Annotated in this window: 10 protein-coding genes and 5 pseudogenes; 8 read left to right on the plus strand and 7 right to left on the minus strand. The window is 60.7% G+C overall.

The window, feature by feature from the left end:
- Positions 1 to 118 precede the first annotated feature (118 nt).
- From ACA067_RS10375 to ACA067_RS10405, 7 genes and pseudogenes are all read right to left on the minus strand, one after another.
- Positions 119 to 844 carry a Crp/Fnr family transcriptional regulator gene (locus tag ACA067_RS10375; protein WP_497280397.1) on the minus strand — a complete coding sequence of 242 codons (726 nt, stop codon included), beginning with the start codon at positions 842 to 844 and terminating at the stop codon, positions 119 to 121.
- Between the two features lie 76 nt (positions 845 to 920).
- Positions 921 to 9,569, minus strand: coding sequence for a GH36-type glycosyl hydrolase domain-containing protein (locus tag ACA067_RS10380; protein WP_497461658.1), 8,649 nt, complete (start codon positions 9,567 to 9,569; stop codon positions 921 to 923).
- 514 nt (positions 9,570 to 10,083) lie between these two features.
- Positions 10,084 to 11,334: pseudogene (locus ACA067_RS10385) on the minus strand (gamma-glutamyltransferase family protein); the annotation flags it as partial.
- Positions 11,331 to 12,367: pseudogene (locus ACA067_RS10390) on the minus strand (ABC transporter substrate-binding protein); the annotation flags it as partial. The pseudogenes ACA067_RS10385 and ACA067_RS10390, both read right to left, overlap by 4 nt.
- 219 nt (positions 12,368 to 12,586) lie before the next feature.
- A pseudogene (locus ACA067_RS10395) lies at positions 12,587 to 13,085 on the minus strand (FadR/GntR family transcriptional regulator); the annotation flags it as partial.
- Between the two features lie 416 nt (positions 13,086 to 13,501).
- A complete protein-coding gene (locus ACA067_RS10400; protein WP_497461659.1) occupies positions 13,502 to 14,236 on the minus strand; it encodes a FadR/GntR family transcriptional regulator in 735 nt (244 codons plus the stop codon).
- A 184-nt stretch (positions 14,237 to 14,420) separates the two neighbouring features.
- On the minus strand, positions 14,421 to 16,157 hold the full coding sequence (locus ACA067_RS10405) for an IlvD/Edd family dehydratase (protein ID WP_497461660.1): 1,737 nt from the start codon (positions 16,155 to 16,157) through the stop codon (positions 14,421 to 14,423).
- 190 nt (positions 16,158 to 16,347) lie between these two features.
- Between ACA067_RS10405 and ACA067_RS10410 the strand changes: the two genes are divergently transcribed.
- The 8 genes and pseudogenes from ACA067_RS10410 to kce all read left to right on the plus strand — a co-directional run bounded on the left by ACA067_RS10410 (position 16,348) and on the right by kce (position 24,981).
- Entirely contained in the window at positions 16,348 to 17,670 is a 1,323-nt protein-coding gene (locus ACA067_RS10410) for an MFS transporter (protein ID WP_497461661.1), read from the plus strand.
- 160 nt (positions 17,671 to 17,830) lie between these two features.
- Positions 17,831 to 18,823 (plus strand): AraD1 family protein, encoded by a 993-nt coding sequence (gene araD1, locus ACA067_RS10415; RefSeq protein WP_497461662.1) that lies wholly within the window; start codon positions 17,831 to 17,833, stop codon positions 18,821 to 18,823.
- A 10-nt stretch (positions 18,824 to 18,833) separates the two neighbouring features.
- Positions 18,834 to 20,414 (plus strand): aldehyde dehydrogenase (NADP(+)), encoded by a 1,581-nt coding sequence (locus ACA067_RS10420; protein WP_497461663.1) that lies wholly within the window; start codon positions 18,834 to 18,836, stop codon positions 20,412 to 20,414.
- 152 nt (positions 20,415 to 20,566) lie between these two features.
- A pseudogene (locus tag ACA067_RS10425) lies at positions 20,567 to 21,243 on the plus strand (ABC transporter ATP-binding protein); the annotation flags it as partial.
- A gap of 286 nt (positions 21,244 to 21,529) precedes the next feature.
- Positions 21,530 to 21,958: pseudogene (locus tag ACA067_RS10430) on the plus strand (helix-turn-helix transcriptional regulator); the annotation flags it as partial.
- Between the two features lie 489 nt (positions 21,959 to 22,447).
- The gene (locus tag ACA067_RS10435) at positions 22,448 to 23,170 is read left to right on the plus strand and encodes a GntR family transcriptional regulator (RefSeq protein ID WP_497461664.1); all 723 of its coding nucleotides are present in this window, start codon (positions 22,448 to 22,450) and stop codon (positions 23,168 to 23,170) included.
- Positions 23,167 to 23,955, plus strand: coding sequence for an SDR family oxidoreductase (locus tag ACA067_RS10440; RefSeq protein ID WP_497461665.1), 789 nt, complete (start codon positions 23,167 to 23,169; stop codon positions 23,953 to 23,955). The genes ACA067_RS10435 and ACA067_RS10440 overlap by 4 nt, the downstream gene beginning before the upstream one ends.
- A 93-nt stretch (positions 23,956 to 24,048) precedes the next feature.
- Positions 24,049 to 24,981, plus strand: a complete 933-nt coding sequence (gene kce, locus ACA067_RS10445; RefSeq protein WP_497461666.1) for a 3,5-dioxohexanoate:acetyl-CoA acetone transferase — start codon at positions 24,049 to 24,051, stop codon at positions 24,979 to 24,981.
- The last annotated feature ends 6 nt before the right edge of the window (positions 24,982 to 24,987 follow it).

Consider the following 24,987-nt stretch of genomic DNA (forward strand, 5'->3'; position numbering starts at 1 on the left):
GGCTCATTTATGGGACTGCTCCTTCACCCTAGTCTTATGCGCGGTTAGCGGGAGCAATCCGCTCGCTGACAGGTTTAAGGGGAAACCGGTATTGCCGCCGGCAATCCATTCGAAAGCATCACTCGTCCTGACGACGGGTGTAATGCAACAGCCGATCGGTTTCGGTCTTGACCACCAGGTAGCACTCGCAGCTGAGCCGTTCAAGGCGCGCTCTATCCAGAACCGTGATCTGGCCCCGACTGTACTCGATGACGCCTTGACGCTGCAGTTTGCCTGCCGCTTCCGTGACGCCTTCGCGGCGCACGCCCAGCATGTTGGCGATCAGCTCCTGGGTCATGTTCAGGCGATTGCCGTGCAGGCGATCCAGCGACAACAACAGCCATCGACACAATTGCTGATCGATCGAATGGTGGCGATTGCACAAGGCGGTCTGTGACATCTGCGTGATCAGCGCCTGGGTGTAACGCAGCATCAGCAGGAGCAGATCGCCATGTCGGTTGAACTCTTTCTTGAGTTTTTGCCCAGGCAGGCGAAATGCACCACCGGCACTTTGCACCACCGCCCGACTGGAGGTGCTTTCGCCGCCCATGAACAGCGCAATGCCGATCAAACCCTCGTTTCCGACCACGGCGATTTCTGCTGACGAGCCGTTTTCCGTAACATGCAGCAGGGAGACGATAGCGTCGGTCGGGAAGTAAACGTGCCGCAAGGTGTCCCCCGGTTCATGCAGCACATCGCCCAGCGCCAGACTGACCTGCTCCAGGTGCGGAACAAGACGCTGGAGGTCGACGGCCGGGAGCGCCGCCAGTAAATGATTGTGGCTCGGATCGGGGGAGGCATGCATGGCAGAGCATCCGTGGCGGAACAGGGGCGTGCCCACTCAGGGTACTCCCATGCACGCCATGGCTGGTGATCAATGTCTATTCATCCGCGGCATGCTCGAATTCCAGCGCCTGAGGCTTGGGTGACCGGGCGCGACAATCTACCCGGACCCAATGCTCCAGACCGCCGTCATCCAGTGTCAGCGCAGCGTCCCTCAATGGCTGGCCATCGAGGGTCATGGAGGTAAAGGTCGAACTGCCCTGACGCACATCAAAGTGGTAGAGGGTTTTGCCGAAGCGGTAGTGCAAGATGAAGCCCGGCCAGTCGACGGGTATCAGCGGTTCGATTCTGAGCGTGCGGCCGCTGCGTTGTACGCCCAGCAACGACTCGACAATCAGTCGGTACATCCAGCCCGCAGAACCGGTGTACCAGGTCCAGCCACCTCGACCGGCATGGGGCGCGGTGCCGTAGACATCCGCGGCCATGACATAGGGCTCGACCTTATAGGTCTCGATTTGAGCGTTGTTGGCAGGCGCGGCGGGGTTGATCAGATTCAGCAGTTCCCAGGCTTTGCCGGCTTCACCCAACTGCGCAAACGCCATGCCCGCCCAAACGGCAGCATGGGTGTACTGACCTCCGTTCTCGCGCACGCCTGGCACGTAACCCTTGATGTAGCCGGGATCCAGGGTGCCCTTGTCAAACGGGGGATCCAGCAGCAACACGGCGCGGATGTCATGTTTGATCAGATGCTCATCCAATGACTGCATCGCCTTGATCTGGCGGACAGCAGAGCCGGCCTCTGACAGCACTGACCAGCTTTGAGCAATGGAGTCGATACGGCATTCTTCATTGCTCGCCGAGCCGAGCATTTGTCCGTCATCGAACCAGGCTCGGCGATACCAGGCGCCGTCCCAGGCCGTTTGATCGAGGTTGCGTTGCAGTGTCACCGCGCTGTCGCTGCAGCGTTTGGCAAATGCGTGATTACCGTGCAGGCGAGCGGTCACCGCAAATTGCTCCAGCACCTGATAGCTGAAGAAGCCCAGCCAGACACTTTCACCTGCACCCAGGTGGCCGACGCGATTCATGCCGTCGTTCCAGTCACCGGAGCCCATCAGCGGCAACCCGTGATGACCGCGGCGCAGGCTGTGTTCGATGGCACGCACGCAGTGTTGATACAGGGACTCTCGCAGGGGCGATACGCCGGGCAGGTCATAGTAGGACTCTTCGCCGGCCACCAGTTGGCGTCCTTCCAGGTATCCCACGGTCTCTTCCAGTACACCCACGTCTGCGGTCATTTCGACATAGCGGTTGGTGGCGGCCACCAGCCACAAAAAGTCATCGGAACAGGCGGTGCGGACCCCTCGATTCATCGGCGGGTGCCACCAGTGTTGCACGTCGCCTTCCACATACTGATGGCCGGCGCACAGCAACAGATGCGCGCGTACGGCTGCCGGATCGGCATGGATCATCGCCATGCTGTCCTGCAGCTGATCGCGAAAACCGATGGCGCCACCTGACTGGTAGTAGCCGCTTCGGGCCTGGAAACGGCACGCGATGACCTGATACATCAACCAGCCGTTGACCATGACGTCGACCTCAGGCGCGCCCGTTTCAATACGAATCGCCCCGAGCAATGAGCGCCAGTGTTCCCGTACTTTATGCAATTCCTCGGCGGCCACCAGGCTTCCCCGATAACGCTGCACCAACTGGGTGGCGGCGTTACTGGAAGACGCTGCCCCCAGACGCAGAATGACTTCCCGGGTATCGCCCTCGCCGAGTTCGATCGACACTTGCAGGGCGGCACAAGGGTCCAGACCACCGCCCATGCGCCCGGACAGACCGGCGTGCTGCATCGCTGCCGGTGAGGCGAGGGTGCCATTGCGGCCAATGAATTCAGTACGGTCCCCGCTGACACCGTGATCGATCGTGTCGGTGTCAAAGAACGCCACCCGCTCGGAAAACTCCACCGAGTAGGCGTTGCGGGCGAAGAAGGCCCCGCTGGCGGGATCCGATTGGGTGACCACATGCATCGCCGATTTGCTGCGCAGATCGCCCAGCACCCATTCCACATAGCCTGTGACCGACAATGACCGGCGGCGTCCCGAGCGGTTGCTCAACACTAGCCGCGAGAATTTGATCGGCGCATCCAGCGCCACGTAGATCCACAGCTCGCTGTAAATGCCGTCTTCTTCATGTTCGAACACGCTGTAACCGAAACCGTGACGGGTCTGGTACGGGCCTTGTCCGGAGCAGGGTTGAGGCGCTGCGGACCAGAAGTGCCCGGTCTCTTCATCACGCAGGTAAATGGCTTCACCACTGCGATCGGTGACCGGGTCGTTGTGCCAGGGTGTCAGGCGAAATTCGTGGGCGTTTTCGGCCCAGGTATAGGCACTGCCGGCTTCCGAGACCACCGTGCCGAGATGTGCATTGGCGATCACGTTGACCCAGGGCGCGGGTGTCGGATCGGGCGCGAGCCCGGTGATGATGTACTCACCGCCATCGGCGCTGAAGCCGCCATATTCGTTGCTCAGCAGCAGGAAGGGACGGTTCGGTCGTACCGATGCCGGCCGAGCCTGGAAATGCCGGGTCGCCACAAACGGCGCGTGCGCCGGTGATACTTTGCGGCGATGAATCTGTTCGGCAAGGCTGCCCAGATCTTCGCTCAGCACCAGCCTGGCAACCGAGAGGAACAGCACGCGATCTTCATTCGACATCTGCTGCGCGGGGCGCACAAAAATCCCGCCCGGGCGATCCAGCAAAGTGGCTTCACTGCCTGAGGTGATAAGGCCCAGGATCGCGTCTTGCAGTTGCTGGCGATAACCCGCCTGATCTTCGTTCCAGATCAGCAAATCGACCACCAACCCTTTTTGCCGCCAGTAGGCGTGGGCCTGAATCAATTGCTGCACCAGGGCGATGTTGTCCAGGCTCTGGATTTGCAGCAACACGATGGGCAGGTCGCCGGAGATGGCCTGACCCCAGAGCCCCGGCTGATTGCGGCGATTGGCAATCAGCACCGCATGGTTGGCGCGCATCGAGGCGTTCGCGTAAAGCAACGACGAGGCCATCTGCTCGAACAGACGGGCATCGGACAACGAGGCGTTGAGCTGACGCAGAAGCACCTGGCTATGGGTCCAGGACAGGTCGAACACGCGGTCGGCGAGGTGGCGGTCACGGTATTTGTTGATGAGGTAAAGGCAGTCATCACGGCTGTCGGCGACACCGGTGACCAGGTCGATGGTGGCCTGTTGGCCAGGTTGCAGGGTAATCCTGCAGCGAATCGCGATCACCGGATCGAGCACCGGGCCTGCACTGCCTGACAAGCGCTGGCAATCGGCATCAAGGGCGGCAGGTGACACAAGGCTGCGTCCTCGGCCGATGAACCGGGCGCGATCGGTTTCGTACGAGATCGCATCGATGTCCACCCCGTGTGCCGCCAGCAAATGGCACATCCACGGCGTCGGTTCATCGCTGGCCCGGGGGCGGCGGCTACAGATAATGGCCTGAAGCGCAGGCAGTAATTCGGTCTGCACGAACAGCTTGCTGAACGCCGGGTGCATCGCGTCGTTGACCGGGGTTGTCAGCACGACTTCGGCGTAGGTGGTGATCTCCAGTGTCTTGGCCGATGACGCTAGGTTGGTGACATGCAGGCGGCGCAGTTCGATGTCGTCTTCAGGGGAGACAACAATCTCCAGGTGCGTGTCGAAATCCAGGTTGCGCGCACGGAACTCTGCACGGGAATCGCAGAAGATCGCCTCGTGGCTCTCGGGTTGATGCATAGTCGGTTGATGCGCAGCCGACCAGACCGTGTTGCTCTGAACATCGCGCAGGTAGCAGAACATCCCCCAATTGTCCTGTGAGGTGTCCTCCTGCCAACGGGTGATCGCCATTTCATTGCGGCGGCTGTAACCACCGCCGCCGCTGGTCAGCATGACGTGGTAGCGACCGTTGGAAAGCAACTGCACGGCCGGACGCTTGCGTCCTGGATCGGAGAACACCCGAAGCCCCGTATCCTGGCCTTGGCCGACATCGCCGAGTACCGGCGACTGTGCGGTTTGCAGGTACGGCGCGGCGGATTTCGGCACCCGCTCCTGTAGCAGCAGCAGGGCTGATCGCAGCGCCGGGTCGGCCTCGAATCGCTGTTGCATGGGTTGATCGAGCAGTCGGCTGGTCAAGGCCAGCAAGCTCATGCCCTGGTGGTGAGCCATGAACGACCGGACCACGACGAAGTGTTGGCCGCGCGGTAAGCGGGCCTCGGTGTAATCCACGGCTTCATACAGACCGAAACGTCCGGCGGAGCCTTGCAGGGCGAGGCGTTGCAGGTTCTTGCAGGCCGCATCGGCATCGACCATCAACGCCAGGGCGCTCGCGTAGGGCGCTATCACGACGTCATTGCTCAGCCCGCGCTGGAGCCCCAGGGCCTGAACGCCGAAGGCGCGGTATTGATAATGGAAGTGCGCGTCGACGGTGGAGTAACCCGACTCCGAAACGCCCCACGGAATGCCCAGTCTGTTGCCCTGTTCGATCTGCACTGACACGGCGGCGCGGCAAGTCTGGTCCAGCAGGCTGCCCTCGAAGTTGGGCATCACCAGCATGGGCATCAGGTATTCGAACATCGAGCCCGACCAGGACAGCAACGTCGGTACGCCCGCGTTTTCACTCAGCAGCCTTCCCAGGGTGAACCAGGCGCGTTGGGGGATTTGTCCCTGAGCGATGGCCACGTAATTGGTCAGCCGCACCTCGGACGCCAGCAGGTCGTAGTAACCGGTGTCGAGCCTGCGCTCCTCGGCGTTGTAACCGATGACAAACAGGTCACGCTGGTTGTCGTAAAGCAACGAGAAATCCATCTGCGCCAGCGACGTGGCCAATAACGCCAGACGCTTCAGGGTTTCCAGACGCTGCGCGGCGTCACTGCGGACCCGCTCGATTTCAGGGTGATGCTCGGCGGCCCAGTCGGCGGGGTTCAGGCCGGCCAGTTGACGCAAGGTGCGAGGCGATTCAATCGTAACCGAGGGGGCAGGGAGGCGATAACGCTGCAGTTCTTCTGTCCAGTCGATGCATTGACGGGTAAACGCTTCTCGCCAGTAGAGGCTTTCCTCGTCGGTGTCCGCTGGCTGGCTGGTGACCATGATGCGAGCCGTGTGCAGCAGGTCTGTCAGCGCCTCAGGGGTCGCAATTTGCGAGACCGGTTCAAGGCCTTTTCTCAGTGGCAGGGCGTATTCATCCGCCCCCGAGGCGCGTTGGGAATCTGCAAGGATGTCCAGGGTATCGCGCAGGCCCTTGATCACGGCAGGGCCGAACATCGGGGCGTCTGCCAGCTGCGCAATGCCGGTGCTCAAGGTCGACAGCAGGCCCGCCAGGTTGCCGCTGTCGACGGTGGAGACGTAATGCGGACGCAGCGGCTCGAGGGTCTGCGTGTCGTACCAGTTATAGAAATGTTGCCGATAACGCTCCAGGCCGTCCATGCTGTCCAGCGACGCAGCAAGCCGGGACAGCAGTCGTTCGGTGCTCAAGTAAGCGAAATCGTGAGCGGCCAGGTGGGCGAGCAGCGACATGCCCATATTGGTCGGCGAGGTGCGATGGGCAATGGCAGGCCTGGGGTCTTCCTGCACGTTGTCCGGTGGCAGCCAGTGATCCTCGGGCCCGACGTATTGATCGAAGAACGCCCAGGTTTTGCGCGCCAGCAACCGCAGGAAGCGCAAATCATCCGTCGACGGAGCGAACACCGACTGCTTGGGTGCCGAACTGAGCCACCAAGCGATCCAGGGGCCCACTAACCACGACAGCAGCAGCGGACTGGCGATGGCCAGCGTCTGCGGATCCTTCACCAGCAGGGCCAGTGAGATCAGGGCCGATACCGGCTCGATCCACATTTGGCGATAGAGGCCGGACAGCCGGTTTTCGGTGGTGCGCTCCACCTCGCGCGAGGGCTGCCATTGCAACAGCCGGCGTCTGCTGAAGCCGATTCGCCAGAGCGAGCGCAGGATGGCGTCGGCGCTGTAGAACATCTCGAAGGGCAGCCAGGCGAGCGTCAGACCAGCCCGGGCGAGGTCTTGTGCCAGATCACCCAGCAGTGCCCTGAGGTATTGTCCATAGGGCACATTAGCGGGGGGCTGCATCAGATCGGTCACCGATCGCAGCAACGGTTGAATCACCATCAACCCGATGACAGTCAGGGTCCAGTTCATTGGCTGACTGCTGGCAAACCAACCCCATGCGAACATCAGCAACAGCGCCAGCGGTTCCAGGCTGCGTCGCAGATTGTCCAGAATCTTCCAGCGTGCCATGACACTCAGCCTGTTGCGCACCCACTTGCCGTCGGCGTTGCGCGCCCAGGGCAATGTCCACGGCAGCAGTTGCCAGTCGCCACGAACCCAGCGATGCCGTCGTTTGACATCGGCACCGTAGCGCGAAGGGTATTGCTCGTAGACTTGCACGTCGCTGAGCAGGCCGGATCGTGCATAACACCCTTCGATCAGGTCGTGGCTGAGAATCTGGTTATCCGGCAAGCAACCTTCCAGGGCGCAAGTGAACGCGTCCACGTCGTAGATGCCCTTGCCGATGAAGGAACCTTGCTGGAACAGGTCCTGGTAAACGTCCGATACCGTCCGGGTGTAGGGATCGACGCCGGCATCACTGCCAAACAGCCGGGCGTAGATCGAGCGCGTGGCGCTGGTCAGGCTGATGCCTACTCGCGGTTGCAACACCGCGTAGCCGGAAATGATCTGCTCGCCGTCACTGTCGAACAACGGACGATTCAACGGGTGCCTCATGGCCGCCACGCATTGGCGAGCGACATCGCGCGGCAGCAGGGTGTCGGTGTCCAGCGTGATCACGTAACGCACCCCGCGCAATGGCGTGATGTCGCCGACGATGGCGTTGAAACGTTCCTCTCCATGGCCACGCAACAGGGCGTTGAGTTCAATCAGCTTGCCGCGTTTGCGCTCGTGGCCCATCCACACGCGTTCGCTCGCATTCCAGCGGCGCGGCCGATGCAGCAGAAAGAATCGGTCGCTGAGTCCGTCCGCGTATTTTCGGTTGAGCAGGGTGATTGCACGGGAGGCTTGTGTGAGCAGCTCGGTATCTTGCGGCTGAGACTCTTCAGGCGCATCCAGAAAATCACTGAGCAACGCGAAATACAGGTTGCTGTCGCGGTTGGCGAGAAACCGCACTTCAAGACCTTCCACCAGTTCGTCGACATCTGCCGGGCTGGCGATCAGCGTCGGGATCACCACCAGGCTTCGCGCGCCATCGGGAATACCGTTGGCAAAATCCATTTTCGGCAGCGTCGTCGGCAACAGGCTGAACGTCACCAACCAGTTGATCAGGCTGATCGCCAGTCGGCTGGTCATGATCAGGCAGGGAATCGCCATCATCAGAAGCGCCGCATCGGGCATCCCGTCGCGCTGCGCGGAGGCCAGTAAAGGCCAGGCGAAGATGAGCGTCAGAACAGCCACCGGCGTCAGATAAAACATCAGCGGCGACTGCTGCAACAACCGTTTCCAGCGCTCATGAAGCGGCACCCTGGCATTAAGTCGTCGCTCCAGCGTCGGCAGCCCTGCGCTGATCAGGTAATACCCGACATGGCGCGCCAGCAGTTCGCAGGTGACGGAGGCGGTTCCGGCCGCGGCGAGATTGATCGCGGCGCGGGCGACCTGGATTTCCGAGTGCTGGGGGCTTCTTCGGGCAAGACGTTCTATGACATGCCGGTAGCTGTCGCGGGTACTGAAATCCATCGCCCGGTAAATTTCTGCCGGGTCTTCATTGAGAATCTGCTCGACATGACTCATCGACTCGACAAACTCGCGCCAGTCCGTGGCGGACAGGAGGCGCAAACTGCCGATGCTGTTGCCAATCGACACCTGATCCGCTGCCTGTTGTTGCGCATCGAGCTGCACCTGGCGTTCGATGCTGGAGCCTGTCTCACTCAGCGTCTGCTCCATCCAGTTAAGCGCCAGGGCCAGCGCCGCGCTCTGGCCCTGCAGGCGGCGGGTGAATTCGGCGACAAAGGCGGCGGTCATCGGCGGTGCGGAGCGGGCCATGTCGGCAACGGTCAGCACCACGCTTTTGATGTCTCGTTCCGAGGTTTCGATCAGGTGTTCGGCCCAGTCATCGGCCAGATTGCGCTCGTCGGCGTTGGCCATGACCCTGGAGGCCACTCGCCGCAGGTTTTCGATCAACGCCAGACGCAGCATGATCGGTATCGCCCACAGTTCGCCCAGCGCAAGCGGCATCACTGTCTGATAGGAAAAAATGAAGCGGCTCAGGCTTTCCTCATCGACTCGACCGTCGCCATGGGAGATGGTCTCCAGCGCGATGTCATAGACTCGAGGCAGCCCCGCCGACGGACCGTTGATCAGGCGTGGCAACTCACGGCTATAGCCTTTGGGCAGGTGCGTTCTGGCGGTGCGAATGTTTTCCTCGATCAGATAGTAATTGTCCAGCAGCCATTCCGCTGCCGGCGTCACTCGTCGGCTGGACACTTGCGCGTTGGCCAGCGCCGTGCTGCTGCGTTTGAGCAACTCCTCGTTGTCATCGAGCCTGTGCAGCATCGAGTCCCGTGCGGACAGCGTGGTCAGGCGATGCTGCCCGGCCAGGGCGATGCCGTGACTGGCCATCTGATCGGCGCTGAAAAGCTCCGAGCGCAATATGGGCTCGTATTTGAATCGGGGTGGAGGAAACAGACGGGTTCGCCAAAAACCGGACGAGCGAGAAAATACCTTCTGTAGGCGTGTCCATATGCTGTTCATAAGGTCCTGAGCCTGAAACGCATCATACAATTGCGTGCATTTTTATAGGTGCGCCAACGCATTGCGCCAGCACCGAGCAGCGCTTGGTGGACGTAGCTTTTCAACTTGAGTGTGGAGACTTGGAGGGCTGTTCGTCTGTTCGCTGGCGAACATAGCCAGCGCTCCTTGGATGCGGTGCACATTGCAGGCGGCATTGCTCGGACGCGGGGCGGGATTTATCCAGTCTCTGCGCGTTTTGTCGACCCCGCATTGGTGGCTAGTAGCGAGTCGCATGCATTGGTGGGTGAAGTGCAGGGGAGCGCGCAGATGATCGAACATTTGCCCTGAGATCACACAACTGGCGATCTGCGGTTAAAACAACATCATGGGTCAGACGGCATCAGCGAAGGTCTGTAGCGCATCAGCAGGTCGATAACCGAAGGTTACTATGGGTGTCCCCGCCAAGGACGGTCATCCGGATCTGCGCAGGTTGCGCACCGGTTGTCCGTCCAGCGGGGGCGGATGGCTTTTTGAATCAAAAAGCAGCCACTACTCCGTCTTTACGTGGGTCGGTGCCGCCGACATAACCGTGGGCAGTGCGCTGGATGATCTGTGCACCGCCGAAGGCGAAGACGCCTCTGGGCGCTTCGACGACGACATCATGACCTTTGGCGCGCAGGGCTTCGACGACCTGAGGATCGAACGAGCGCTCCACTGCAACTTTAAGTCCTGACTCGATCCTCCAGCGTGGCGCATCGGCCGCGGTTTGCGGGTTCTGTTTGTAGCGCAGGATGCGCATCATCATCTGCAAATGCCCTTGGGCCTGCATTGGGCCGCCCATTAACCCGAACGACATCAACGGTGTGCCATCAGCGTTCATCACAAAGCCGGGAATGATGGTGTGAAACGGGCGTTTGCGCGGTGCGACGACGTTCACGTGCTGCGGATCCAGGGAGAACCCGGCGCCACGGTTTTGCAGGCTGATACCGGTGCCGGGTACGACTACGCCCGATCCGAAGCCCATGTAGTTGGACTGAATGAACGAGACCATCATGCCGCTCTCGTCGGCAGTCGACAGGTACACCGTGCCACCGGGCTTTGGTGAGCCGTGACCGGGGTTGGCGGCCTGTTCGCCCACCAGCCCGGCGCGGTCCATCAGGTAGGAAACATCCAACAAGTGTTCGCTGCTCAAACGCATGTGCTCGTTGTCCGCGACATGCTCGTTCAGATCGGCGAGGGCCAGTTTCATCGCTTCCAACACCGGGTGCACGGTTTCCAGGCTGTCCACCGGATACTCGCCGACGCCCAGCGCTTCGAGCATGGTCAGGCCCGCCAGCGTCGCGATGCCCTGGCCGTTGGGCGGCAATTCATGAACCACGGCACCGGCGTAAGGCACCGCCAGGGTGTCGATCCAGTCAACGGTGTGAGTGGCCAGATCGTCGAGGGTCATGACGCTGCCATTGGCGTTGCCATGGGCGATGATCGCCTCGGCCAGTTCGCCACGATAGAACGCCTCGCCTTTGGTTTTTGCAATCAGCTCCAGCGTGCGGGCGTGATCCTTGAGATAGATTTTTTCTCCGGCCAGCGGTGCCTTGCCCTCGGGCATGAAGCACTCGGCGAATCCCGGTTGCGACTTGAGCAGCTGTGAACCGAGCTGCCACAGCTCGGCGATGATCGGCGTGACCTGATATCCGTCCCGTGCATAACCGATGGCGGGCTCGGCCAGGGTGGCAAAAGGCAGCTTGCCATAACGCTCTGACAACTCGACCCAGGCCGACACGGCGCCAGCGGCATCTTCACGCCTGCGGCAGTCAGCAGCGCTTTGCTTTTTTCCACGTCGCGGGTCGGGGTCGGCAGGTCCTTGTCGTAGTACGGGCTGCTTTTCGGGAAGGGCTGCGCGCTCGGCTCATATAAGCCCTCAAACACCACCTGGTTGATCGCATCGCGGTCGATGGCCAGTTCGAAGGCCTTGCGCACGCGCTTGTCTTTACCTATCGGCGTATTGGCTCTTTCGCCATCGGCCACGTTGAACATCAGATGCGTGTAACCCAGACCTGGCGTGTTAGAGATCACCAGATTGCTGTCGGCCTTGGCGGTCTTCACGTCGGTGGGCGCGACACGTTCGATGATGTCCACGTCACCCGAGCGCAGATTGGCCAGACGCACCGAGGTGTCCGGGATCGGCATGAACACGACCTTATCGAAGTGATACGCCTGCTTGTTCCAGTACTTGTCGAAGCGTTCCAGCACGATGCGATCCTGATGCACCCGTTGCAAGAATTTGTAAGGTCCGGAGCAGACCGGCTTGGCGCCGACGTCGCCCTGGGACGCTTTCGGCGCGAGCATCATCCCGGCGCGGTCCGAGAGCTGCGCGATCAGCGTGGCGTCCGGCTGCTTGACTTTGATGGCGACGGTCTTGCTGTCCACCACCTCTACGCTTTTAATCGAGGCCACTTCACTTTTGCGCAACGAGTCGGGCAAGGTGCGGGCGCGGTCCAGGTTGAACTTCACCGCGGCAGCATCGAAAGGTTCGCCATCATGGAAGGTCACGCTTCGCGCAGGTTCATGGTCAGGGTTTTGCCGTCCTCGCTCCAGTTCCACGCCGTGGCCAGTTGCGGTACGTAGGTCAGCTCAGGGGTGACATCCACCAGCTTGTCGCACAGGGCGGTGTAGACCAGACGACCCGAGTAGGTGCGTGAACGATGCGGATCGAGGACATCGGGGTCGTCCTGAATGCCAATGCGCAGGGTCGATTCGGCGAAGGCGGCGTTGGCAGCCAGCAGCAACAACATGGCTGGTAGGGTGCGTGCGATTTTCATGGCTGGCTCTCCAGTGATAAGGATTGATGGCTTTTGAATAAGTTCAAACGTTGGGTATAGGTGGCGTTGGGTGCAGGAAGAATCAGCGCCCCTGCACCGGCATTGGCTATCTCGCGCCAAAAGTGGCAGGCGACCTGACGGTTGGGTTCGACGCTTTCCATGACCGGGGCAACCTCTTTGCACAGGGCGCGGGCATGGGGGCAACGGGTATGAAAGCGACAGCCAAGCGGTTGCCCGCTGCCTCCGCGATACCCCGGTGCAAGGCGCTGTCCCACAACTCAAGGCCTTCAGGGTCTATTTGCTCGGCGCCCTGCTGGCGCGTGGTGCGCTCGGCCAACCGACGCAGAATCGCCATCTGCTCGCCATTGGCCCGTACCGCTGCCAGAGACGCCAGGGCAGGTTCCAGATGCCGGGCTTCCATGACCTCGCTGAAATTGGTCCGCCCGCAAAGGCGGGAAAAACTCAACGACGCACTGGGCGGCGTCGGGCCGACGAAAGTACCCTTGCCTTGCCGCCGCCAGATTTGGCCTTCGGCTTCAAGCACTGACAAGGCGCGGCGAATTGCCCGTCGGCTGAGCCCGAAATCAACGGCCAGATCCCGCTCGGTCGGCAACGCCCGCTGGGGAAACTCCGCACGCTGCGCCACCATCTGCCGCAAGGTATCCAGCGCCAGCTTCGATGAATTATCTATGGTTGTGTCAGGGTCGAACTTTTGCATGGTGGTCACTCACGCCAGACCAAAAAAGCCGATTGACCCGCCTTCAGGCAGGACTACAGGACAAAAGGGTCAGAGCAAGAGCGATGCCAATATAAATTGGTTCGCCTTGGGTCAATGCGAATCAGGCCCGTAAAAATCTGCACGGCCGAGGGTTGAGCCAATGAACAAAGGTTCGCGGCTTGGGGTTAGGGCGATGAAAGGCAATTGGTTCGCTCGCCAGCGAACCAATTTTGTCTATGATTTGCGGTTGTGCCTTTTTATGGACTGCATGCCTCGCAAAGGGGCACTGCCAATAGGGGCGGCTCTGGGGGCCCCGGCACAGGTACTGAACACTTGTTGGAGTGTTGGTTTTGGGATGATAGCGCCGGAGCGAAAAAATCAGCAGATGTCGTAGTGCTGGTGAAGTGGACGCGGAACTAGAGCGACGAGGCCATTGTTTCGTCAGGTACCAACACCACCCTCAACGCACTGCGCGCATCATCGAGCTGCACCAATGTCGCATGTTGCGCACCCAACGCATCACGGTTCTCGATCGCCGTTAGAATCGCCTTGTGCCGCGGCAACGCCAGCTCATGCAGATTCGGCCGCTGGTTGGAATGCTTCAACGCTTCGATAATCGCCACTGACAGCATGTTGCACAGGTTGGCCAGCAAGTCGTTATGGGTTGCGTGGGCAATCCGGCTGTGGAAGTCCAGGTCCGGTTGCAGCAGCGCTTCGGGGGTCGGTGCGGCCTCCATGCGTTGGTAGGCTTCACCGATGGCGGCGATGTCCTCGTCGGTGGCGAACTGTGCGGCGAGGGCGGCGGCGGCCGGCTCGATGATGCTGCGCACGCTGGTTAGCAGACTGAAAAATTCATTCTGCGGGCTGCTTTGCATCAGCCAGTGCAGCACGTCCGGGTCGAGCATGTGCCATTCGCGGCGCGGTTTGACCACGGTGCCGACCCGCGGACGGGAATACACCAGCCCCTTGGCGACCAAGACCCGGGTGGCTTCGCGCAGCACCGGGCGGCTGACCGCGTACTCCTCGCACAGCAGGGCTTCGGCGGGCAGTTTGTCGTCCGGCTTGAAACGTCCCGAGACGATCTGCATGCCCAGTTCCTGGACAATGCGCGAGTGCATGCTTTTGCGGTCGGAGGGTTTGCGGTAATCCATGGGAAGCGGCGCGATTCTGTGCGATGGGGGCCGCGCATGATAACAGGCGCGGCGCAATCTTGAGGTAGGTGCAAATCAAATGTGGGAGCGAGCATGCTCGCGAAGGCGGTGTATCAGTCAACACGCATGCTGAATGATAAATCGCTTTCGCGAGCAGGCTCGCTCCCACAGGGGATGGGTGTGATTAGTGGGAGTGGCGGGGTACTTCGGAGCCGCGGCAACCGACCAGGAAGTCGAAATCGCAACCCTGATCCGCCTGCAGCACATGGTCGATGTACAGCTGACGATAACCGCCCACGATCAATTGCTGCGGCGGTTGCAGATCGGCCATGCGAGCCGCCAGTTCGGCGTCGGGAATGTCCAGGTGCAGACGACCGTTGGCGCAATCAAGCTCGATCCAGTCGCCTTCCTTCACCGTCGCCAAAGGCCCGCCGGCAGCGGCTTCCGGTGCTACGTGCAACACCACGGTGCCATACGCCGTACCGCTCATGCGCGCATCGGAAATACGCACCATGTCCGTCACGCCCTGCGCGAGCAGTTTGGCCGGCAAGCCCATGTTGCCGACTTCGGCCATGCCCGGATAACCCTTCGGCCCACAGTTTTTCATTACCAGGATCGAGTTGGCATCGACGTCCAGTTCCGGATCGTTGATCCGTGCCTTGTACATGTCGAAGTTCTCGAACACCACGGCGCGCCCGCGATGTTGCATCAGCTCGGCACTGGCGGCGGACGGTTTGAGCACCGCACCGAGCGGCGCCAGGTTGCCGCGCAACACGCAGATGCCGCCGTCGGCGCGGATCGGGTTGTCGAGGGTGCGGATCACTTCGTCCTGGCCGTAGATCGGCGCGTCCTTGGTGTTCTCGCCGAGGGTCTTGCCGTTGACGGTCAAGGCGTTGGGGTTCGGGATCAGGTTGGCTTCACCGAGGCGGCGCAGCACGGCAGGCAAGCCGCCGGCGTAATAGAACTCTTCCATCAGAAAGCGCCCGGAAGGTTGCAGGTCGACGATGGTCGGCATGCCGCGACCGATGCGGGTCCAGTCATCCAGGTCCAGCTCGACGCCGATGCGCCCGGCAATGGCTTTCAAGTGAATCACCGCGTTGGTCGAACCACCGATGGCGGCGTTGACGCGGATGGCGTTTTCGAAGGCTTCCTTGGTGAGAATTTTCGACAGCTTCAAGTCTTCGCGAACCATCTCCACCGCACGCATGCCGGACATGTGCGCCAGTACATAACGCCGCGCATCCACCGCTGGAATCGCCGCGTTGTGGGGCAGGGAAGTGCCGAGGGCTTCGGCCATGCAGGCCATGGTCGAGGCGGTGCCCATGGTGTTGCAAGTGCCGGCCGAGCGCGACATGCCGCCTTCGGCCGCGAGGAAGTCATCGATAGTGATGGTGCCGGCCTTGACCTGCTCGCTGAGCTGCCAGACCACCGTGCCCGAGCCGATGTCCTGGCCCTTGTGCTTGCCGTTGAGCATCGGCCCGCCGGTGACGACAATCGCCGGCACGTCGCAACTGGCCGCGCCCATCAACAACGCCGGGGTGGTTTTGTCGCAACCAGTCAGCAGCACCACACCATCGATCGGGTTGCCGCGAATCGCTTCTTCGACGTCCATGCTCGCCAGGTTGCGAGTGAGCATGGCGGTCGGGCGCAGGTTCGATTCGCCATTGGAGAACACCGGAAATTCCACCGGAAAGCCCCCAGCCTCGATCACTCCGCGTTTGACGTGCTCGGCAATCTGGCGGAAATGCGCGTTGCACGGGGTCAATTCCGACCAGGTGTTGCAGATGCCGATGATCGGTTTGCCGTTGAACTGGTGGTCAGCGATACCCTGATTCTTCATCCAGCTGCGGTACATGAAGCCGTTCTTGTCGGCGGTGCCAAACCATTGGGCGGAGCGCAGGGTGGGTTTCTTATCAGACATGACAGGGCCTCTTATTGTATGACTATATAGTTCATGATGAGGCGTAACATAAACGCAAATTCGCCTGTTTGGAAGTATTGTTGATCAATTAGTATTACTATATAGTCGTTTTTGACGGAGGGATGGCCCTGGCGATTTTGTGCGAGAGGCGTCCCCCGAGGTTCTATAAAAACAATCGGAGACCGATCTCATGAGCCAGGAATTGCGGCTTATTCGTCGCATCACGCTGAAACTGATTCCCTTCCTCATCCTGCTGTACCTGATCGCCTATGTGGATCGCTCCGCCGTAGGTTTCGCCAAGCTGCACATGGGCGCCGATATCGGCATCGGTGACGCGGCCTACGGACTGGGTGCAGGGCTGTTTTTCATTGGCTACTTCCTGTTGGAAATTCCCAGCAACCTGATGCTTGATCGCTTCGGCGCCCGACGCTGGTTTGCGCGGATCATGGTTACCTGGGGCGCCATCACCATCGGTATGGCCTTCGTTCAGGGACCACACAGCTTTTATGTGATGCGCTTTCTGCTCGGTGCCGCCGAAGCCGGGTTCTTCCCGGGCGTTCTGTACTACATCACCCAATGGTTCCCGATTCGCCATCGCGGCAAGATCCTCGGGCTGTTTATCCTCTCCCAACCGATCGCGATGATGATCACCGGCCCGGTGTCCGGCGGTTTGCTCGGCATGGACGGCACCCTCGGTCTGCACGGTTGGCAGTGGCTGTTCATTGTCATCGGCACGCCGGCGATCCTGCTGACCTGGCCGGTGCTGCGTTGGCTGCCGGATGGTCCGCAACAAGTGAAATGGATGGACCAGGCGGAAAAGGACTGGCTGACCGGTGAGCTGAAAAAAGACCTGGAAGCCTACGGGCAGACCCGCCACGGCAACCCGTTGCACGCCCTCAAGGACAAACGCGTGTTGTTGCTGGCGCTGTTCTACCTGCCGGTGACCCTGAGCATTTACGGTCTCGGTTTGTGGTTGCCGACCTTGATCAAGCAATTTGGTGGCACCGATCTGGTGACCGGGTTCGTGTCGTCGGTGCCCTACATCTTCGGGATCATCGGCTTGCTGATTATCCCGCGCAGTTCCGATCGCTTGAATGATCGCTACGGCCACTTGGCGGTGCTTTACGTGTTGGGTGCGATCGGTCTGTTCCTCAGCGCCTGGCTGACGGTGCCGGTGCTACAACTGGCGGCCCTGTGCCTGGTGGCATTCGCGCTGTTTTCCTGCACCGCGGTGTTCTGGACCTTGCCGGGTCGCTTCTTTGCCGGTGCCAGTGCGGCGGCCGGAATCGCCTTGATCAACTCGGTGGGCAATCTTGGCGGCTACATCGGCCCGTTCGTGATCGGTGCGCTGAAGGAATACACCGGCAGCTTGGCCTCGGGGCTGTACTTCTTGTCCTGCGTGATGGTGTTCGGTTTGGTGCTGACCGGCGTGGTTTATCGTGTGCTGGAGCGCAAGCATGTGTTGCCGGCTGACCAGTTTGCGGCCAGTGCCCGGGGTGCAAGCCGTACTTGACCCGCAATTTGTGATTTCCACTGACCCTGTGGGAGCGGGCTTGCCCGCGATGGCGGCGGCATCTTCACCATTGATGTGTCAGACAGATTGCTATCGCGGGCAAGCCCGCTCCCACAGGGATCTGCGTTTGTTTTCGAATTTTGTATACGGGAGAAATTTCATGCGTTTGGTTCAGTTCGAATTGAGTAATGGCGAGCGCCGCGTCGGCGTGGTCGAGGACGGTCTGGTGCGTGAAGTCCAGGACACGCGCACCGTGCGTGACCTGGCACTGGCAGCGATCGAGGCGGGCGTCAACCTTGAGCAACAGGTGCAAACCCTGGGCCTGGGCATCAGCCACGACTATGCCGAGCTGCTGGCCACGCTGCGTATCCTGCCGCCGCTGGATCACCCGGACCCGGCGCACATGTTGGTCAGCGGTACCGGCCTGACCCATTTGGGCAGCGCTTCGGCCCGGGACAAGATGCATCAGCAGGCCGGCGACGAAGCCGCGATGACCGACTCCATGCGCATCTTCAAGTGGGGCGTGGAGGGCGGGCAACCGGCAGCGGGTCAGGCTGGCGCGCAACCTGAGTGGTTCTACAAGGGCGACGGCAGCATCGTCGTGCGCCCGGGCCAACCCTTCCCGCTGCCGCCATTCGCCGAAGATGCCGGTGAAGAGCCCGAGATAAGCGGTCTCTATGTCATTGGTCAGGACGGTAAACCGTATCGCCTCGGTTTCGCCGTGGGTAACGAGTTTTCCGACCACGTGATGGAGCGCACGAACTACCTCTACCTGGCCCATTCGAAATTGCGCAGCTGCAGTTATGGCCCGGAGCTGCGGGTCGGCGAACTGCCGCAGCACCTGGCCGGTACCAGTCGCATTTTGCGCGACGGTGAGGTGCTGTGGCAGAACGAGTTTCTCAGCGGCGAAGGGAACATGTGCCACAGCCTTGCGAACCTTGAGTACCACCATTTCAAGTACAGCCAGTTCCTGCGTCCGGGGGACGTGCACATCCACTTCTTCGGCACCGCAACCCTGTCCTTCGCCGACGGCATTCGTACCCGACCGGGTGATGTGTTCGAGATCAGCCAGGCCGAGTTCGGCGCGCCGTTGATCAATGGCATTAAAACCGTCGAAGCGGCCTTCGAGCCCGGCACCGTCGGCACCCTTTAAGGAGACTCTTATGACCCGGATTCTTGGGCACAACTTCATCGGCGGCCAGCGCGCCGCGGCCGGCACCATCATCGTCAAAAGTGTTGATGCCAGCACGGGCGATCAGCTGCCTTACAGTTTCCACCAGGCCACTTTTGAAGAGGTCGACCGTGCAGTATTGGCAGCTGATTGCGCCTTTGCGGTCTACCGCAGCCTGAGCGCAGCCAAACGCGCCGAATTCCTCGACGCCATCGCCGATGAACTGGACGCGCTGGGTGATGACTTTGTCGCGCTGGTCTGCCGCGAAACCGCGTTGCCTGCCGCACGGATTCAAGGCGAGCGCGGCCGCACCAGCGGCCAGATGCGCCTGTTCGCCAAGGTGCTGCGTCGCGGTGATTTCTACGGGGCGCGCATCGATCAGGCACTGCCGGAGCGCAAACCGCTACCGCGCCCGGACTTGCGTCAATACCGCATCGGCCTCGGCCCGGTGGCCGTGTTCGGCGCCAGCAACTTTCCCTTGGCCTTTTCCACGGCGGGCGGTGACACCGCGTCGGCGCTGGCCGCTGGCTGTCCAGTGGTGTTCAAGGCCCACAGCGGCCACATGGCCACCGCTGAACTCGTCGCCGATGCCATCATCCGCGCCGCGGAAAAAACCGGCATGCCAGCCGGTGTGTTCAACATGATCTACGGCGGCGGGGTTGGCGGAGCGCTGGTCAAGCATCCGGCGATTCAGGCGGTCGGCTTTACCGGTTCGCTCAAGGGTGGCCGCGCCTTGTGCGACATGGCGGCAACACGTCCCCAGCCAATACCGGTGTTCGCCGAGATGTCGAGCATCAACCCGGTGATCGTTTTGCCCCAGGCGCTGGCCGCTCGGGCAGAAAGCGTCGCCCGTGACCTGACGGCTTCGGTGGTTCAGGGCTGCGGTCAGTTCTGCACCAATCCGGGTCTGGTGATCGGCCTTCGTTCGCCGCAGTTCAGCGCGTTCGTGCAACAGGTAGCGGGGCTGATGGGTGATCAACCGGCGCAAACCATGCTCAACGCCGGGACCTTGAATAGCTATGGCCAAGGTCTGCAAAAGTTGCTCGCCCATCCGGGCATCGAGCATTTGGCCGGCAGTCCGCAACAAGGCAATCAAGCCCAGCCACAACTGTTCAAAGCCGATGCCAGCCTGCTGATCAACGGCGATGAAGTGCTGCAAGAGGAAGTGTTTGGCCCGACCACGGTGGTCGTCGAAGTGGCCGATCAGGCGCAACTCAGTGCCGCGCTGAACGGCCTGCACGGTCAGCTGACAGCGACGATCATTGGCGAGCCGGCGGACTTCGCGCAGTTCGGTGAACTGACGGCGCTACTGGAACAAAAGGTTGGGCGGATCTTGCTCAATGGTTATCCGACCGGTGTGGAAGTCTGCGATTCGATGGTGCACGGCGGACCCTATCCGGCGACTTCGGATGCGCGCGGTACGTCGGTGGGTACCTTGGCCATTGATCGTTTCCTGCGGCCGGTGTGTTTCCAGAACTACCCGGACAGCTTGCTGCCGGAGGCGTTGAAGAATGCCAATCCGCTGCAGATCCAGCGCCTGGTGGATGGCCTGCCGTCCCGCGAAGCCCTGTAACTGATCATTCCCATGCTTTGTTTCATTAGCGTCTCGTAACAATTAAAGGGGGGAACTTGCTCGCCTCGTTCCCCCTTGCTCTGCCTGCCTCCAACCAACACCAACAGGTCGTTGCCCGCAGCAAGAGACCAACCGCTCATAAAGGCAAAACGATGATCGAGTTGAACCAAGTCACCGCCTTCAACAACAGACCCAGGTGTTTGATCGGCTCTCACTGAAAATCGGTTACAACGAACGCGTAGCCATCCTCGGCCCCAATGGGGCAGGCAAAAGCACACTGTTGAAACTGATGACACGGGAGATCCATCCCGTCGACAAGACAGGCAGCTATCTCAAATTGTTTGGCGATGAAAGGGTCAACCTTTGGGACCTGCGCAGCAAGATCGGCTTTGTATCGCAGGATCTGCAGGAAGATTACACGCCTTATACCTCGGCGCTGGATGTTGTCATCTCAGGTTTTTTTGGCGCTATAGGTGCGCATGATCATCTAAAGCCCTCTGATGATCAGGTCTCACTGGCACGAGATCTCATGGCAAAACTGGGCATGCCTGTCGATGAACAATGCATGTACCAGCGCCTGTCCACAGGGCAAAAACGCCGCCTGTTACTGGCCCGTGCGCTGGTTCACGATCCGCAGGCGTTGATCCTCGATGAGCCCACCAGTGGCCTTGATATGGGGGCGAGTCTGGGCTTGCTGAAGCTGATGCGCAGCTTCTGTGGCGAAGGTCGGGCGATGATTATTACCACTCACCACATTCACGAAATAATTCCCGAGATTGATCGCGTGGTGTTGATCAGCGACGGGCAAGTGGTAGCCGATGGTCCGAGGAAGCCTTGTCGGCAGCCATCGAGCAGCATTTCTGGCAGCCGGTCTATCGACAATATGCGCGACGCCCTGAGTAAACATTGAGTCAAAAAGAATCCCGCCAATTCGGCGGGATTCTTTTATCTGTGCGCCAGGCATGGCGCGTTGCGCGCAAGCGCAACCAGCTTGGCTGTGGTGGCGGACCCCTTTTGTAAGGGGCTCGTTCAACGAGTGTTACAGGTGGACCGATCTGATGGCTTCGATCAGTTGTCTTAATCCAGGGTGGACCTGCCGGCGACTGGGGTAATACTACTCGGATGAGTTGCGCAATGTGCTCGGCGTCAAACTGCCGCACTACCTGATTCGAGCCAAGCAGTACACTCACGAGAACGCCCGCGAAGCGCTGCACCTGGAAGACATCGAGGCGATTTCCGGCGTGTCGCGATTCAAGCTGTTCGAAGGTTTCAGGAAGTACTTTGGGATGTCGCCCATGGCGTATCTGAAGAAGCACCGGCTGGGTGCCGTTCGCCAGGAAATCCTCGAGGATAATTCGGCGCGCAATATCTCGGTAATCGCCATGGGGTGGGGTTTTACCCACCTTGGGAGATTCTCCAGCGAATATCGCAAGTTGTTCGATGAAACGCCGAGTACCACCTTGCAACGTAACGAAGCTCGTCGAAATCGGCTGGGAGCCAGCGCGGGCGCGCCGGTGCATGGTCACTGGCTGCGACATACCTGATACGCATCGGCAATGATTAGGCAGCATTGGCGCCGGACTCTCTATCCTGTTAGTTCGAGACTCATATCCGATTACTTCGATTCATCGATTTCCCCTCACTTATCCAACCCCGCAACGCCCGCCCTGGCTGGCCAAAGCACACCGGCCAATTTTATGGACTGTGTTTACCGATAAAGCGGATAGACCCCGGCGCGGGCAACTTATTTAATGCCGACACACACAACTTATTGAATGCACGAATTAGCCCGATGCAAAGAGGTATCGATTAATGAGCAGTGAAGTCGTACTTACTCTAGGGAAGGGGGGTGGGGCGCAAAAGCCGATATCGGCAAGTCGATAGCCGGATATTGCGTAAATACGCGGACCGGGCATCAGGCGCGGTGTAGGGCGTGAGAGAAATACCAAGGCCCAAGGCCAAAAATAATTTGACATATGTTATTTGTGATCACATATTGGGCCCATAAGAACGTCCAATGTGAGCCATTACTCATGACAGATCGCCCAATCCTCCTGCCCACCATGCGTCAGGTTTCCCGCGATACCCTGCAGGATCAGGTCTACCGTCAGATCCGCGAGGCGCTGATGAGCGGCCGCTTCCAGCCAGGCCAGAAACTGACCATCCGCGGTCTGGCCGAGGCGCTGGGTTCCAGCCCGATGCCCGTGCGCGAAGCGCTGAACCGCCTCAGTGCCGAGAACGCCTTCGAAGTCACCGAAACCTCCCGTCTGCGTGTGCGCATGATGACCCCCGAACGGCTGCGCGAAATCCGCGACGCCCGGGTTGCGCTCGAAGGTCTGCTGGCCGAGAAGGCCGTTCTGCTGCTCAACGACGCCGACCTTAAAGACATCAGCCACCTGTGCGACCAGATGCAGCAAGCCGCCGACAGCGTCGATGTGGCCCGTTACCTGTGGACCAACTTTGCTTTCCACCGGCGCATCTATGCGGTTGCCAAGGCTGAACTGACCGTCGCGGCGGTGGAGAATTTCTGGCTGCACATGGGCCCCTGCTTTGCGCTTGTCGCACCGGACAAGGCGCACCTTCAGCGCTCGATGGAAGCGCACAACCGCATCGTCGAGGCCCTGGCCGCGCGCGATGGGGCTGCGGCCCGGGCGGCAGTCACCGACGACATCATGCAGGCGGCCGACTCCCTGGCACGCCTGATCGCCAAGGGCGACCGTTCAAGGTCGCCAGTTTCTGGAGTAAAGAAAGCATGAGCGTTCTCAATCGACTGATTCCCTACACCGGCCTGCGGGTGCTGATTTCTGGCGGCGCAGCCGGGATCGGCGAAGTGCTGGCAGCGGCTTACATGGAGGCGGGTGCGAAAGTGCATGTGTGTGATGTCAGCGAGGCCGCCCTTGCAGCGTTCCGCGACCGTTACCCGGACAGCGTCGCCACCCGTGCCGACGTGGGTGACCCGGCGCAGATCGAAGCGGTATTCAAGGTTCAGCGCGAACAGTTCGGTGGCCTCGATGTCCTGGTCAATAACGCCGGGATCGCCGGGCCGACCGCCGGGATCGACGCGATCACCGACGAGGAATGGCAGCGCACCATCGACATCAACCTCACTGCGCAATACCGCTTTGCCCATCACGCGGTGCCGCTGCTCAAAGCATCACCCAACGCGCATCTGATCCACATCGCGTCGGTAGCCGGCCGCCTGGGTTACGCCTGGCGCACACCTTACGCCGCGACCAAATGGGCCATCGTTGGCCTGATGAAATCCCTTGCATCCGAACTGGGCGAAAGTGACATCCGCGTCAACGCCTTGCTGCCCGGCATCGTTGAAGGTCCGCGCATGGACGGTGTCATCCGCGCCCGCGCCGAACAGATGCAGGTACCAGAAGCCGAAATGCGCGAGGAGTACCTGAAAAAGATCTCGCTCAAACGCATGGTCACCGCCGAGGACGTCGCCGCCATGGCGCTGTTCCTGTGTTCGCCCGCCGCACGCAACGTGACCGGCCAGGCCATCAGTGTGGATGGCAACGTCGAGTACCTCTAAGCGTCTCGACCTCAGTTACAACAACGGCCGGACATAATCCGCGTCGAGTGACCCCAATAACTTTCTCGCCAAGAACAAGAACGGAGAACACTCATGTCCAAAAATCGCCCGATCATCATCACCTGCGCCGTCACTGGCGCCATCCATACGCCTTCGATGTCGCCACATTTGCCGATCACCCCGCAGGAAATTGCCGACGCCGCCATCGGTGCCGCCGCAGCCGGCGCATCGATTGTTCACCTGCATGCCCGCGATCCAATCGATGGGCGGCCCAGTCAGGATGTCGATCTGTTCCGTCAGTTCTTGCCGCAAATCAAGGCCAAGAGTGACGTGGTGATCAACATCACCACCGGCGGTGCGCCGACCATGGGCGTGGAAGAACGCTTGCAGCCTGTGGCGCAGCTCAAGCCGGAACTGGCGTCGCTGAACATGGGATCGATGAACTTCGGGCTGTACGAAATGCTCGATCGTTTCACCGAGTTCAAGCACGACTGGGAACGGCCATACCTCGCCGAGAGCGATGACCGGATCTTCCGCAATACCTTCCGCGACATCGCCCACATTCTCAACGCCTGTGCCGAGAACCGTACCCGTTTTGAAATTGAATGCTACGACATCGGCCATCTGTACACCGCCGCGCACTTCCTGCAGCGCGGGTTGCTCAAGGCGCCGATTTTCATTCAGTCGGTGTTCGGTCTGCGCGGAGGCATCGGTGGCCACCCGGAAGACCTGGCGCACATGCGCCGTACGGCCGACCGCCTGTTCGGCGACGCTTACCAATGGTCGATTCTCGGCGCCGGCCGCAATCAGATTCCCCTGGGCACCATGGGCCTGTCGATGGGCAGCCATGTACGCGTCGGCCTTGAGGATTCGCTATGGGACGGGCCGGGTAAACTGGCCGCGTCCAATGCCGACCAGGTCAAGCGCATTCGCACGGTGATCGAAGCCCTGGGCGGGCGCGTGGCGACCCCGGATGAGGCGCGGGAAATGCTCGACCTCAAGGGCAAGGACCAGGTCGATTTTTAATAGCGT

It is taken from the genome of Pseudomonas sp. LBUM1674 (assembly GCF_059695635.1).